General features: G+C 63.3%; 14 protein-coding genes. 8 read left to right on the top strand and 6 right to left on the bottom strand.

Translation table 11 applies throughout. From position 1 onward, the window contains the following. Positions 1–359: 359 nt before the first annotated feature. From norR to KUV41_RS05150, 8 genes are all read left to right on the top strand, one after another. On the top strand, positions 360–1,925 hold the full coding sequence (gene norR, locus KUV41_RS05185; RefSeq protein WP_222484724.1) for a nitric oxide reductase transcriptional regulator NorR: 1,566 nt from the start codon (positions 360–362) through the stop codon (positions 1,923–1,925). A gap of 156 nt (positions 1,926–2,081) precedes the next feature. After that, a complete protein-coding gene (locus tag KUV41_RS05180; protein ID WP_222484722.1) occupies positions 2,082–3,266 on the top strand; it encodes an NnrS family protein in 1,185 nt (394 codons plus the stop codon). Positions 3,267–3,270: 4 nt separating this feature from the next. Next, complete coding sequence (locus KUV41_RS05175; RefSeq protein ID WP_222162420.1) at positions 3,271–3,672, top strand: SirB2 family protein; 402 nt, start codon at positions 3,271–3,273, stop codon at positions 3,670–3,672. 285 nt (positions 3,673–3,957) lie between these two features. Next, complete coding sequence (locus KUV41_RS05170) at positions 3,958–4,410, top strand: c-type cytochrome (protein WP_206943768.1); 453 nt, start codon at positions 3,958–3,960, stop codon at positions 4,408–4,410. Between the two features lie 80 nt (positions 4,411–4,490). Beyond that, positions 4,491–5,831, top strand: coding sequence for a cbb3-type cytochrome c oxidase subunit I (locus tag KUV41_RS05165; RefSeq protein WP_206943770.1), 1,341 nt, complete (start codon positions 4,491–4,493; stop codon positions 5,829–5,831). A gap of 52 nt (positions 5,832–5,883) precedes the next feature. Beyond that, positions 5,884–6,717, top strand: a complete 834-nt coding sequence (locus KUV41_RS05160; RefSeq protein ID WP_222484713.1) for a CbbQ/NirQ/NorQ/GpvN family protein — start codon at positions 5,884–5,886, stop codon at positions 6,715–6,717. An 8-nt stretch (positions 6,718–6,725) separates the two neighbouring features. Then, positions 6,726–8,675 carry a nitric oxide reductase activation protein NorD gene (locus KUV41_RS05155; protein ID WP_222484711.1) on the top strand — a complete coding sequence of 650 codons (1,950 nt, stop codon included), beginning with the start codon at positions 6,726–6,728 and terminating at the stop codon, positions 8,673–8,675. Continuing rightward, complete coding sequence (locus KUV41_RS05150) at positions 8,672–8,908, top strand: hypothetical protein (RefSeq protein WP_222484703.1); 237 nt, start codon at positions 8,672–8,674, stop codon at positions 8,906–8,908. Before KUV41_RS05155 ends, KUV41_RS05150 begins: the two co-directional genes overlap by 4 nt. Here KUV41_RS05150 and KUV41_RS05145 read toward each other — a convergent pair. From KUV41_RS05145 to KUV41_RS05120, 6 genes are all read right to left on the bottom strand, one after another. After that, positions 8,905–9,252, bottom strand: coding sequence for a hypothetical protein (locus KUV41_RS05145; protein ID WP_206943778.1), 348 nt, complete (start codon positions 9,250–9,252; stop codon positions 8,905–8,907). The genes KUV41_RS05150 and KUV41_RS05145 overlap by 4 nt on opposite strands. Before the next feature lie 96 nt (positions 9,253–9,348). Next, complete coding sequence (locus KUV41_RS05140; RefSeq protein ID WP_222484702.1) at positions 9,349–9,636, bottom strand: cytochrome C oxidase subunit IV family protein; 288 nt, start codon at positions 9,634–9,636, stop codon at positions 9,349–9,351. Positions 9,637–9,670: 34 nt separating this feature from the next. Continuing rightward, on the bottom strand, positions 9,671–10,309 hold the full coding sequence (locus KUV41_RS05135) for a cytochrome c oxidase subunit 3 (RefSeq protein ID WP_222484700.1): 639 nt from the start codon (positions 10,307–10,309) through the stop codon (positions 9,671–9,673). Between the two features lie 6 nt (positions 10,310–10,315). Next, the gene (locus KUV41_RS05130; RefSeq protein WP_206943781.1) at positions 10,316–10,795 is read right to left on the bottom strand and encodes a hypothetical protein; all 480 of its coding nucleotides are present in this window, start codon (positions 10,793–10,795) and stop codon (positions 10,316–10,318) included. A 16-nt stretch (positions 10,796–10,811) separates the two neighbouring features. Next, positions 10,812–12,278, bottom strand: coding sequence for a cytochrome D1 domain-containing protein (locus KUV41_RS05125; protein WP_315900547.1), 1,467 nt, complete (start codon positions 12,276–12,278; stop codon positions 10,812–10,814). Further along, the gene (locus KUV41_RS05120; RefSeq protein WP_261395919.1) at positions 12,275–12,631 is read right to left on the bottom strand and encodes a c-type cytochrome; all 357 of its coding nucleotides are present in this window, start codon (positions 12,629–12,631) and stop codon (positions 12,275–12,277) included. The genes KUV41_RS05125 and KUV41_RS05120 overlap by 4 nt, the downstream gene beginning before the upstream one ends. Positions 12,632–12,888: the final 257 nt, after the last annotated feature.

The following is a 12,888-nucleotide window of genomic DNA, read 5'->3' as shown; positions in this document are numbered from 1 at the left end:
TTGGCTCGCTGCGGACTAGTCGCAGTCCTGGCGAGGTGGTCAACCAGGCCGGCGCAGCGGGTCGGAGGGTGGCCGTTCGCGCCCGTGCTGAAGCGCTGCGCGTTTTAAGATCAAGAACGTGGTGACGCGTCAGGCTCCCTCTGCCTGATGTCTCAGGAGCAAGGGGCGTGCCCAGGCGTCATGGGTGCGCCAACTTGCCGCGGCCCTGGCAGGATCGCCAGCGAGAATGCGGGCTGGGGCGGGCTAGGGCAGGCTGGGGCGGGCAGGACGAGCGCGATCGAGGGGCAAGCGAATGTTGCCTAGTGTCATATCGACAAGGTTGTTGCTATCTTTTTGACACTGGTCATGTCAAAAGGACAATGCGGGTGGTCGATTTTCTTCAACAGCTGCGCGGACTGTTGCAGCGGCTGGGAGACCAACAGGGGCCTGAGCTCGCCGAGGCCTGGCAGGGCGTGCTGCGCTCGCTGGTGGCGAGAACGTCGGCGGACGCCAGTGCCTTGCTGGTCGTACACGGGCCAGGGCTTCGACCCGTGGCGATTCAGGGACTGCCTGAAGGGGTCGCGGGCAGAACCTTTGTGCTCCAGGAGCACCCTCGCCTGGATGCTATCGCCAAGGCGCCCGGGGTCTGTCGCTTTGCTGCCGACTGTAAGTTACCCGATCCCTATGATGGCCTGCTGGATGACGGCTTGACCCCGGTGCATGACTGCCTGGGTGTCCCGCTGCGCGATGGTGGCGAGCTGATCGGCATGCTGACCCTGGACGCGCTGACACCGGGCGCCCTCGCCGACTTGGATGATGAGGGTCTGCTGGCCGCTGCCGAGCTACTGGGCACCTGCCTGCGCCTGTCGCAGCGTCTGGACAGTGCGCGTTTGCAGCTGGCCCTGAACCATGCTCCTGAGAGCCATTGCAACCAGCGCCTGGTGGGCTGGCGCAGCGCCCCCATGCGCAAGCTGATGGCGTCGGTCGAACTGGTGGCAGCCACCGACATGAGCGTGCTGGTGCACGGGGAAACCGGTGTCGGTAAGGAGCGCATCGCCCACGCCCTGCATCATGGTTCGCGCCGCGCCGGGGGCCCCTTGGTGGTGGTGAACTGTGCGGCGTTACCTGCGTCACTGATCGAAAGTACCCTGTTCGGCCACCGGCGCGGCGCCTTCTCCGGGGCGGTGAGCGATCACAAAGGCCACTTTCAGATGGCCGACGGTGGCACCCTCGTGCTGGATGAAGTGGGAGAACTGCCTCTGGAGCTGCAGCCGAAGCTGCTGCGGGTGCTGCAGGAAGGGGAGATTCAGCCCCTCGGCAGCGATCAGCTGCGCCATGTCGACGTCAGGGTGGTAGCGGTGACTAACCGGGATCTGGCCCAGGAGGTGATCCAGGGGCGCTTTCGTGAAGACCTCTATCATCGGCTCAGCGCCTTTCCCCTTGAGGTCCCGCCGCTGCGCCAGCGCCTGGACGACGTGATGTTGCTGGCCGGACATTTTCTCGAGCAAAACCGGGTGCGACTTGGCGTCGGCAATCTGCGCCTGAGCGACCAGGCGCGGGCAGCACTGCTTGCATGGCACTGGCCGGGCAACGTGCGTGAGCTGGAGTCCCTGCTGGCCAGGGCGTCGCTGCTGGCGATGGCCGAGGTGGACCGGCTGGCGTCACCGGATGCACGACGCAGAAGCCTGCGTATCGATACCGTCCACCTTGGACTGAAGACACCTCCACTGACTCGCTCAGCCGCCCACCTCGATGAACAGGTGAGTGCTCAGCGTGGGACAGCGCATGACCTATTGCCGCTCAGGGAGGCGACGGACGAGTTCCAGCGCGATTGCATCAGCCAGGCCCTGGCCATGGAGCAGAGCTGGGCCGGAACGGCGCGTCGGCTGGGCATGGACCCGGGCAACCTGCACCGGCTGGCCAAGCGGCTGGGGCTGAAGGCCTGAGGGGCGCCCGAAGGCACTAGCGAGGCTGCTATCTGGAGACGGCCAGCAGGGGGAAGGTCAGCCTGGCATCAGCAGTGCCTTTGATGTGCATCATGGTGGCGATAGCCAAAGCGGGCCAGACTGGACAAGACCAACGGCTTTACTCGGGTACTTGTCATGTCCTCCATTGCCGATCGCCTGCCGCTGGCACGCCTTGCCTTTCGTCCCTTCTTCTTGCTGGCGGCGGCATTCAGTCTGCTGTCGCTGCTGCTGTGGCTGGGCTACTGGCACGGCGTGTTCCTGCTGTCGCCCCGGGCGGGCATGCTGTGGTGGCACCAGCACGAAATGCTGTTTGGCGTGGTGGCCGCGGTGGTCTCGGGTTTTCTGTTGACCGCGGTGCAGACCTGGACGGGACTGCGTGGTCTGCACGGTGGTCCACTGCTCGGGCTTGTAGCGCTGTGGCTGGCGGCGAGGCTAGGGCTGGCGTTTCCCGGCTTGCCCGAGCCCCTGGTAGTGGCGCTGGACGTCAGCTTTCTTGTGCTGGTCTGTGCGGTGATGGCGGTGATGGTCATCCGAGCCAGGCGCTGGCGTAATCTGGTCTTTGTCCCGGTGCTGGCGATTCTGGCCGGGGCCAATCTGGGCAGTCACCTGGGCGTTGCTCGGGGAGACCCGGAGCTGGTGCGTCAGTCCTCCTACCTGGCGGTCATGCTGGTCACGTTGATCATGGCCGTGCTGGGGGGGAGGGTCATCCCGATGTTCACTGCCAACCGAATGGGACTCAAGCGACGACCGGCGCTGGGGTGGCTGGAAGGTGCGGCACTGGGCAGTCTGGCCGTGGCGGTGCTGCTGCAGCTGGCCCGGACGTTTGGCATTGAGCTGCCTGATGCCCTGCTGGCCAGTATTCTGCTGTTGGCGGCAGTGCTTCACCCGCTGCGTCTGATCCGCTGGCAAGGGGTGGCCACCGCGCGGGAGCCGCTGTTGTGGAGTCTGCACCTGAGCTATGCCTTTGTCCCATTGGGACTGCTGCTGTGGGCGTTCGGGCTGTTCGGTGTAGGCCGCGTGGAGCTGGGCATTCACGCCATCACGGTGGGCGCCATGGGGACCATGATGCTGTCGATGATGTGCCGCGTGTCGCTGGGACATACAGGCCGTCCCATGCGCTGCCTGCCAGGGGTTGGCGTGGCCCTGGGTCTTCTGGTCATCGCCGGACTGTCACGCTCGCTGCTGTTGGCGCTATGGCCTTCGGTAACCCACTGGGTCTACAGCGCCAGTATTGTCTGCTGGTGCGCCGGCTACGGACTGTTCCTGCTGCACTACCTGCCGATACTGAGCGCGCCTCGCCTCGACGGTCAGATGGGCTAGCAGCATGTCGGCAAGCCTCTATCTGTTCATGAAATCGCTGCATGTGACGCTGGCCGTGACCAGCGTGCTGTTCTTCGCCTGGCGCTGGTGTCGCGCCATGCAGGACGGTCCAGCGGTTGGCTCCCCCACGATGAGAAAGCTTCCTCATGTTCTGGACAGCCTGTTGCTGGCGGCAGGGGTAGCGCTGATGGTGTCGACTTCCCAGTGGCCTCACCAGACACCCTGGCTTGCCGCCAAGCTGACGGCCTTGCTGGCCTATATCGGACTTGGAATGCTGGCCATGCGGCCAACCTTGCCTTTCTGGATACGCAGCGTCGCTGCCTCACTGGCTCTTGTGGTGTTTCTCTACATGCTGGGGGCGGCTCATCGCCACAGCATGCTCTCCTGGTTTTCGTCATTTTCATGACCCGATGGCGGCTCGTCTTTGAGCTGTATCAATGCTTTTCTTTCAGTGTTCATGGTAACGGCATTGTCTCCATGAAGTAGGCGTATCTCTCTGCCAAAAAAGGGTGAATAACGTCACTTAATTAAGTGGTTGATAGGGCGAATCAATCGATAAAATGGGTGATGCACGTCATATTCCGAGTGTTTTTGTCAGGTATAAAGTCTCTCCTCTTCATACAATGAATATCGGCGCCATGGAGGTCTGTCTTTTCGGCGCCATGGGCCAAAACAATGAGGAGGCGTCGTCATGGCCGAGGGTCTGACAAAATCTGCAGCACGCAACATCTTCTATGGTGGCTCACTGTTTTTCTTCCTGATCTTTGTAGCTCTGACGGCGCATAGTCACTGGTACATCGTGAAGGAGTCTACCAGTGCCCTCCCTCTCACCGATTCGGTGAGGGCAGGCAAGCATGTCTGGGAGAAGAACATGTGTATCAACTGCCACAGCATCATGGGTGAGGGGGCCTATTTCGCACCAGAGCTTTCCAATGTATGGACACGCTACAAGGGACGTGACAACCCAGAGGCTGCTAGAGCGGGGCTGGCTGCCTGGATGCGCGCACAGCCGCTAGCGATCCCCGGTCGTCGAAAGATGCCGCACTTTGACCTTAGCGACGAAGAAATGACGTCGTTGATCGACTTCCTTCAATGGACCGATGCCATCGATGACCAGAACTGGCCACCCCATGAGTCCGGGTAGCAGCCTCTGGCTATGCCAGCCAGTGGTCGGCAGTCACGAGATGGGGTCGAGAGAGGGATAATCCTGGAGGGATATGCAACATGAAATATGAAACGCAGAAGGTGGCCTACGCCTTCTTTCTGGTCGCCATGGGGCTGTTTGCCCTGCAGGTCGTGTTTGGCATAATGGCCGCAGTGGTCTATGTGTTTCCTGATTTTCTGGCCCAGGTCATGCCGTTTAACGTGATCCGGGTTAGCCATACCAACCTGCTGATTGTGTGGCTGTTGATCGGCTTTATGGGCTGTACCTACTACCTGATGCCGGAAGAGGCTGAACGGGAGATCCATAGTCCGATGCTGGCCTATCTTCAGCTGGGCATCTTCGTGGTCGCGGGCGTCGCCGCCCTGGCGTGCTACCAGCTGGGGATCCATGAGGGGCGTGAATTTCTCGAGCAGCCGTTCTTCGTCAAGGTGCTGATCACGGTGTCCTTCCTGATCTTTCTCTATAACACCAGCATGACCTTGCTCAAGGGCCGCAAGACCACCATCAACCTGGTGTTGATGCTCGGCCTGTGGCTGGCCGCGGTGTTCTGGCTGTTCGCATTCTACAACCCGGGCAACCTGTCGGTGGACAAGGTCTACTGGTGGTGGGTGGTGCATCTCTGGGTGGAAGGCGTGTGGGAGCTGATCATGGCGTCGCTGCTGGGATATCTGCTGATCAAGATGTCCGGGGTGGACCGCGAGGTGATCGAGAAGTGGCTGTACGTCATCGTCGGTCTGTCGCTGTTCTCGGGGCTGCTCGGCACCGGACACCACTACTACTGGATCGGCACCCCCAGCTACTGGCAGCCCATCGGCAGCATCTTCTCGACCCTTGAGGTGATTCCGTTCTTCGCCATGGTGGTGTTCTCCTTTGTGATGTTCTGGAAGGGCTCGCGCAATCACCCCAACAAGGCGGCCATGCTGTGGACCATGGGATGCCCGACGGTGGCCTTCTTCGGCGCCGGGGTGTGGGGCTTCATGCATACTCTGTCGTTCATCAACTACTACTCCCACGGCACTCAGGTGACGGCAGCCCATGGCCATCTGGCCTTCTATGGCGCCTACGTGATGCTGATCCTCGGGGTGATCAGCTATGCCATGCCGCAGCTGCGCCGGACTCAGCCCTTCCACCAGGTGCTCAATATGTGGGGCTTCTGGATTCTGACGTCGGCCATGTGCTTCATGACCTTCACCCTGACCTTTGCCGGTGCGGTGCAGACCCATCTGCAGCGGGTGCTGGGAATGAACTACATGGAGGTGCAGGACCAGCTCGGCCTGTTCTACGCCATGCGCCTGGGCACCGGTATTGCTGTGGTGGTGGGCGCGGCGCTACTGCTCTATGCCTTGTTCGGGCCGATTCGCCGTGGCACGGCGGCGGGCTCGACACTGTCTGCTGCCTGACCCGCATCGAGGCCGTCTTAGGGCGGCCTCGAATGTCTGGAGGACCCCCTTGATGACTCACGCTTCACTCTCACCACTACTCTCACCACTGCCGCGCAGCCTGGCCGCTGACAGCGTACCGTTCTACCAACCCCAGGGTAACGAAGTCGCGCTGTTCGAGCATGCCTATCGCCAGCGGCTGCCGCTGATGCTCAAGGGGCCCACGGGCTGCGGCAAGACGCGTTTCGTGCGTCACATGGCAGCGCGGCTTGGCCTGCCGCTGCATACGGTGGCCTGTCATGATGACCTGACGGCGTCAGATCTGACCGGGCGCTATCTGCTCAAGGGTGGGGAAACCGAGTGGTCCGATGGCCCCCTGACCCGGGCGGTTCGCGGCGGTGGGATCTGTTATCTGGATGAGGTGGTGGAAGCACGCAAGGACGTGACCGTGGTGCTGCATCCGCTGACCGATGACCGGCGCCTGCTGCCGCTGGAGCGCACCGGCGAGCAGCTTTTGGCCCCGGATGATTTCATGCTGGTGGTGTCCTACAACCCGGGCTACCAGCATATTCTCAAGACCCTCAAGCCCAGCACGCGCCAGCGCTTCGTGGCCATCTCGCTGGACTTTCCCGCGGCATCGATCGAAGTCGACATCGTAGCCCGGGAGAGCGGCCTGCCCCGTCAGCGCTGCGAGGCGCTGGTCAGCCTGGCCGCCCGGCTCAGGACGATGAAGGGCCAGGATCTGGAGGAGGGCGTCTCGACACGCCTGTTGATCTACTGCGCCAGCTTGATCCAGGCCGGCATGCCGGTGCTGGACGCCGCCCGGGCAGCGCTGCTGGAACCTCTCAGTGACGATCCTGATGTGCTGAAGGGCATCGAGGATGTCGTCACCGCCACGTTCGGGTAGCCACTGTCATGCTGGAGTTTCTTGAGGTCGAGGAGTTCGTGGGCCGTCGCTGGCACCGCTGGGCGTCCCGCGCGGCGAGCTACCCGGAGTATGCCGAGGCGGCGGTTCACCTCGATGAGCTGTCTCGCCCGCTTGGGGTGCTGTTTCGCGCCAGCGGGGGAGACCCGGGCCTGACCATCGAGGCCATCGGCAAGCGTGCCTCTCGCCACCGGCTGTCGTGGCGACAGCGCCTGGGCTTCGATGAAGAGGTACTGGAGGTGGCGCGGCGTGATGGCGAGCACCTGCTGCTGCCACCGCGCCTTTCGCTGCTGCCCGAGTGCGCCCTGAATCTGGACCTGTATCGCTGGCTGGTGATGTTTCTGGCTGAGGCCCGTCCCATCGCTGCCGCGAGCGACCCTCTGGTTCGTGACCTGGCGTCTCTGGCTGAGGCCGGGCGCTGTACCGAGGCCACCCTGGCGCGCTATCCGGGGTTCGTCGCCCGTCACGCGCGACTCTGTCGGGCGCTGCTCAAGGCGCGTCCTCAGCGCCGTGGATTGCCACCGGCAGAGGCCGCCGTGGAGGCGCTGGTTCGCCGCCTGCTGGGGGATGACGCTGGTGAGGCGTCGCCCTGGTGGGACTGGCTCCAGCATGGCGCTGCAAGGACATGCCCTGAGGTGCGGGCACCCAAGGGCTATCGTCACTACCTGCCACTGCCGTTGTGGGGCGAAGCACTGAGCCCCATGACCCTGTCGGGGGCGAGTGATGACGATGAGGACCGCGACGATGCGTCAGCCTTGCCCAAGGCGGTCGAGGTGGAAGGTGCCAAGCGCAAGGCCGAGCGACATTATCAGGACCAGGCGGAGAGGGACGATCCGCTGATGCTGAATGCCTCGGAGAAGATGCTGTCCTGGGCGGAGATGGTCAACGTCAACCGTCAGCTGGAGGATGAGGACGAAGAGGCCGCGCGGGAAGCCGCCGACCAGCTCGACGAGATCACCTTGAGTCGCCACCAGCGGCGCGCGGCGTCACGCTTGAACATGTCGCTTGAGCTGGCGCCCCACGCCGTTGCCGACAAGGCGCTGGTAGCGAGCCAGCCTGATGAGGTGCTGTACCCCGAGTGGAACTACCGCAAGGGGTGCCTGCTAGCGGACCACTGCCGGGTGATCGTCGAGCCCGCCACCGACGAGGCCGAGCCCTGGCAAGGGGATCAGCAGGCGTCTCGACGGGTGCGCAAGGTGCGCCGACAGTTCGAGGCGCTCAGGCCGCGGCGTGAGTGGCTAAGAGGCCAGGCGGAGGGCGACGAGCTGGACCTTGACGCACTGGTGCGGTGTCGCTGTGACCTGGCGGCAGGGAGCCAGGCCAGCGATCGGCTGTTCGTCGATTCCAGGCCCCAGGGGCGGGATCTGGCGGTGTCGATCCTGATCGACGTATCGCTCTCCACCGATGCCTGGCTCGATAGCCGTCGGGTCATCGACGTGGCCCAGGAAGCACTGATGGTGCTGGGACATGGCATTGCCGACTGTGGCGACGATGTCAGTATTCATAGTTTTACTTCCCAGCGCCGCCACAGGGTCTGGGTGCGCCAGCTCAAGGGCTTTGATGAGCCCATGGGAGAGCGTGTCGAACGCCGCATTTCGGCGCTGACGCCGGGTCACTATACCCGCATGGGACCGGCAATCCGCCATCTGACGAAGGGGCTGGTGGACCATCCTCGTCGACACCGCCTGGTGCTGGTGCTGACCGACGGCAAGCCGAACGATACCGACTATTACGAGGGACGATACGCCATCGAGGACACCCGCCATGCCGTGCGCGAGGCCATGCGCGACGGGGTGCGGGTGTTCGCGGTGACCATCGATCGCGAGGCGAGCCGCTACCTGAGCCGTATCTTCGGCCGTTCGGGCTACGCTATCGTGCCGCGGCCGGAACATCTGGCGCTTGCGCTGCCGGGGATCTATCGCCAGCTGGTGGCGCAATGAGGGACGTTCGCAGCGATGCCAGCCGCCACGACAGGAACCACCGCAGAGGGAATGCACTACGCCATCGGTTGGCGTTGGCAGCCGGCCTGGCACTGGCAGTGACGCTGCTGACGCCGCTGGCCTGGCTGATCCATCACCGAGACTGGGGAGTGCTGCTGATGCCGCTGGTCCCCGTGGTGATCTGGTGGACCCTTAACGCGTGGCGTTATCTGGAGCAGCGATTCCCTGGCTAGCGGACGAGGTCCCGGATACCCACTATTTCGTAGGCAAACTGGGCGCTGTCGTGGCGATAGATGTCGGTTCTCAGCACGCGCTGTCCCAGCAGCACCGCCGGGGACGAAAAGTTCAGTGCACTCTGGGTGCAGTCACCGTAACCCCACTGGATCTGGTAGTGGTCATTGCTCTGGCGATCCAGCACGAAGGGGTAGGTGACCAGCGCCTCTTCTGCGTGGTCGCGAGCGTAGCCGTAGACCTGCTCGGAGGTCAGGTCGCCGTGTTCGTCGATCACCGCGATCAGGCGGATGGTCTCGCTCGGGTCATCCTCGAAGGTCATGTCAACTTCCACGGCCTTGTTCATCATGGCTCCTTGGGTGTTGGTCGTGTTTTGTCTGTTTCGGGCGGGTCTGTTTCAGTCGGGGCTGTTTTTGGCGGGGGGCTTGGCAGCGAGGCCGCATCAGCCTATTGCCAGCCAGCGCGGCAGCAAGCCCGCCGCCGCGAGGCAAAGTCCCATCACGCCGACCATGAGCAAGAGTCCGCCGCGCCAGGTGGAAGGGGCAATACGCAGGTCGAGGTAGTTCGCCAGGATCTGTTGCGCCTTGATCAGGCTGGCGCCGATCACCAGCGTCAGGCCCCTCCAGGGCAACTCGCCCCGATGCAGGGCGCTACTGGCCATGGCCAGCAGCGTCATCAGCATCAGTAGCGCCCAGGTTCGCCAGCGGCGTCGTTGCAGGTCGTGGTGCATGGTCGTGGTCCCTTCGATACGGGTGTCGATGGCGTCATCTCACCAGGTACAGCAGCGGATAAAGCAGCACCCAGATCAGGTCCACCATGTGCCAGAAGGCAGCGACGGTTTCCACCGTATGGGGGTGTGGGCGCCAGGCGGCGATGGCCAGCAGGCATAGACCAAACATGACGTGTGCCGCATGAAAACCGGTCAGACCGATATAGAAAGTGAAGAAGGTGACGCTATTGGGTATTGGGCTGGTAAAGAACTCGAGGTGATATTCGAAAGCCTTGATTACGCAGAACAGGATACCCAGCGCCATGGCGATCCAGAGCCGCTGACGGGTGCGGCGTCGCTGTCGCGCAGAAGGTGGTTGTCGGGAGGCATCGACGGCCAGCGCTGCGGCCAGGCCGCTGGTGAGCAATACCAGGGCATTGAGACCGCCGATCAGCGGCGCGAGATGCTGTTGGCCGAGCAAGAAGGACTGCGGTGCGTTCGCACGGTGCCAGGCAAACACACCGAAGAAGGCCGCGAAGACCAGCAGCTCGCTGAGGATCAACACCCACATCAGCGGGTTGCCAGGCAGGCCCGACAGCGGGCCCCAGCCCGGATTGGGCATAGCGCTGGGCATAGCGCTGGGACGCTTATCGCTGGGGCCTTCGATATCACGCCTTCGCTTGAGGTTCGCCATGACGTATCAGTGTGGCGGCGCGTCGGTGAAGCGAATGCGACAGCCCCCAAGCCATGGCGACCATGGGCACGGAATCGCTTGCTGCGCCAACAGTCGGCGAATGCCGAGGGCGCAGCGTCCCACCATCCAGATCAGCGCCAGGGTAATCCCCGCGTAGCCATAGACCCAGCCGACACGTCCGTTCAGTGCCAGGGCCTCACTGGCGGTACCGATCAGCTGCCACAGGCCAAGCCCCACCAGGCCAGCCGCGACGCCATACCAAAAGGTCGCCAGCTGAAAGCGCAGATGACTGAGGAGCAGGGCAGCGGCGGGGCGTCGCAGCAGCAGCCACAGATGCGCCACGAGGGCACAGACAGGGGCCGTCACCACCGCCATGACGCTGCCCAGCATCAGGGCATACAGCAGCAGAACCCGACGCTGTTGCGAGTGAGAGGCGGACGGCGGGTGGTGATCGTTGCTGTCCTGTGACAGGGGGCGACTCGGCATGCCTTGTCTCCTGGGCCTACAGGCCGATGCGGTGGGCGCGGTCGGTGAAGAAGATGCCGCTCGGGGAGGCGATATCGAGAGTCGCCAGAAGCTCGAAGGTGGCGGTGTCATAGACCACCACCTGGTCGGAGTCACGGGCCGAGATCCATACCTCTTCGCCGCGAGGACTGAACTCCATATGCAGCACGGCCTGGCCTGGCGTCAGCGACCTGATGACATCTCCGCTCTCGCTGTCGAGGACCTGGACCATGTCGTTATCCGGATAGGCGAAGTTGACCCACAGCTGTCGCTGGTCCGGGCGACTCATGACAAACACTGGCTGGCCGTGTACCGCGATACGGCGTTCGAGCTGCCAGTCATCGAGACTGGCCATCAGCACCTCATGGCGGCCTACCGCCGGCCACCAGGCGTGATCGTTGGCGATGGTCCAGCCTTCCAGGTGCGGCATCTTGTAGACCGGCAGTGACTCGTCGCCCTGACGGTAGCCGGAAAGCACCGGCTCGACCCCGCGCTCCGGGTGCCACAGGTCGAGTCGGGCCAGGTGGTCCTCGCCGAACAGTCCCGCCACATAGTAGCGGCCGATAGGGTCGATCAAGGCGTCGTAGGGTCGGTCACCGATCCGCGTAAAGCGGGTGACGGTGGGCGCGTCTCCGCTGGCCAGGGGCGTCGTGTCGAGTATCTGAATCTCGTCTGCCTCCCACAGGCTGTAGACGAAGCGGTGTCCTGGCGCATCCACCAGACCGACCACCTTCGACAGGGCTTCATGACCGCTGTTGTGCTGACCGCTGTTGTGCTGATCATTGTGCTGACCGCCTGATGGATAGCGTGCCGGGACCTCGGCCAGCAGCGTCAGACTATCCGAGTCGAACAGCTTGACCCCGCCGGGCTCATAGTTCGCCACCGCCACGATGCGCCCGTCCTGGGATATCGCACCGCCAATGCTGTTGCCTGACTGAATGACCCGGGCGGCGATACGAGTGCACAGCAGGTCCACCTTGGTCAGCCCGCCATCACGCCCGAACACATAGGCGTAGCGCTCGTCACTTGAGAACTTCACCGAGGCATGGGACAGATCCCCAAGCCCCTCGATGCGACCAATCACCTTGTGTGCGCGGCGGTCCACCAGCGCCAGTCGGCCATCTGCCCGCTCCACCACTACGCCGAGTCCTCCGGTGGCACGCAGCTGGCAGGCGTCGGTGTCTTCTGGCAGTGCAGCGGGGGAAGGTGACGTGCCAAGCGAGTCGGTCGTGTGGATCGTCGTGGTGTCCTCGGGACGATCCTGTCCCATGGCAAATCCCGAGCCCAGCAGCAGGCCGGGCACCAGACCAAGCATCAGACCAAGCGACAGCATGGCGCGACAACTCCGCCATGCGGTGGATAAGGCGGGCGACAGGGCGGTGGGTGACGTGGGCGCCGGTGACGCAGTCACGGTGCTCGCGTCACGTTGGGAGCCGTGCCCGAAGCGGGAAAGCGTGGTGGTCATGGAGACTCCTGGGGAGCAGCAGGCTGATGCTTCAGGGCTTCAGCGATCCAGTGGGCCTGCTGCGGGGACAGCACGCCACGCCATGGCGGCATGGCGGTGCCGGGCAGGCCATCGAGGATAAGCGTGGTCAGCGTGTCGGTGTCATAGGCAGACAGTCGCTCGCTGGTGAGGGGGGAGCCAAGCCCTCCCTTCAAGGTCATGCCGTGGCAGGACCCGCAGTCCTGGTGCAGCAGGTTATCGAGGGCTGCGGGGTCGACACCGTCGGCCGCAGGCGTCGCCGCCGCGACCATGGGGGTTGGGCTCAGCAGCAGGCCTGCTGCCATCAGACCGGCTGTCGCCAAGCGGGCTGACATCCGACTTGCCGCCCAGTGCTTCACCAACCGTTGATGTGGATAGGGTCGCACTACCCTCCCCCCGCACCGAGCTGGCGCTAACCGGGTGAAGTGGCGAAAAACATATCGCAATGCCATGGAAACACTGCCTCCAGCGATGGACCTGTTGCGTTCGCCAGTGTCCTTGATTCATCAAGAATATGTATTGATATGGATCGTTGTTTTTCCATTGAAAGCGTCAGTGATGGAAAGAAGTTGTATTGAGTAGTCCAGTTTTA

The organism is Halomonas sp. DP8Y7-1 (genome assembly GCF_019801685.1).
In the GTDB taxonomy this organism is placed as follows: Bacteria; Pseudomonadota; Gammaproteobacteria; order Pseudomonadales; family Halomonadaceae; genus Halomonas; species Halomonas litopenaei_A.
The sequence above is the reverse complement of the archived record's forward strand: the minus strand, read 5'-3'. Positions and strand labels throughout refer to the sequence as shown.

Excerpts from the sequence above, each read along its gene's own strand:
- norR (WP_222484724.1), top strand. The coding sequence starts at position 360 with ATGCGGGTGGTCGATTTTCTTCAACAGCTGCGCGGACTGTTGCAGCGG.
- KUV41_RS05180 (WP_222484722.1), top strand. The coding sequence starts at position 2,082 with ATGTCCTCCATTGCCGATCGCCTGCCGCTGGCACGCCTTGCCTTTCGT.
- KUV41_RS05175 (WP_222162420.1), top strand. The coding sequence starts at position 3,271 with ATGTCGGCAAGCCTCTATCTGTTCATGAAATCGCTGCATGTGACGCTG.
- KUV41_RS05170 (WP_206943768.1), top strand. The coding sequence starts at position 3,958 with ATGGCCGAGGGTCTGACAAAATCTGCAGCACGCAACATCTTCTATGGT.
- KUV41_RS05165 (WP_206943770.1), top strand. The coding sequence starts at position 4,491 with ATGAAATATGAAACGCAGAAGGTGGCCTACGCCTTCTTTCTGGTCGCC.
- KUV41_RS05160 (WP_222484713.1), top strand. The coding sequence starts at position 5,884 with ATGACTCACGCTTCACTCTCACCACTACTCTCACCACTGCCGCGCAGC.
- KUV41_RS05155 (WP_222484711.1), top strand. The coding sequence starts at position 6,726 with ATGCTGGAGTTTCTTGAGGTCGAGGAGTTCGTGGGCCGTCGCTGGCAC.
- KUV41_RS05150 (WP_222484703.1), top strand. The coding sequence starts at position 8,672 with ATGAGGGACGTTCGCAGCGATGCCAGCCGCCACGACAGGAACCACCGC.
- KUV41_RS05145 (WP_206943778.1), bottom strand. The coding sequence starts at position 9,252 with ATGAACAAGGCCGTGGAAGTTGACATGACCTTCGAGGATGACCCGAGC.
- KUV41_RS05140 (WP_222484702.1), bottom strand. The coding sequence starts at position 9,636 with ATGCACCACGACCTGCAACGACGCCGCTGGCGAACCTGGGCGCTACTG.
- KUV41_RS05135 (WP_222484700.1), bottom strand. The coding sequence starts at position 10,309 with ATGGCGAACCTCAAGCGAAGGCGTGATATCGAAGGCCCCAGCGATAAG.
- KUV41_RS05130 (WP_206943781.1), bottom strand. The coding sequence starts at position 10,795 with ATGCCGAGTCGCCCCCTGTCACAGGACAGCAACGATCACCACCCGCCG.
- KUV41_RS05125 (WP_315900547.1), bottom strand. The coding sequence starts at position 12,278 with ATGACCACCACGCTTTCCCGCTTCGGGCACGGCTCCCAACGTGACGCG.
- KUV41_RS05120 (WP_261395919.1), bottom strand. The coding sequence starts at position 12,631 with ATGTCAGCCCGCTTGGCGACAGCCGGTCTGATGGCAGCAGGCCTGCTG.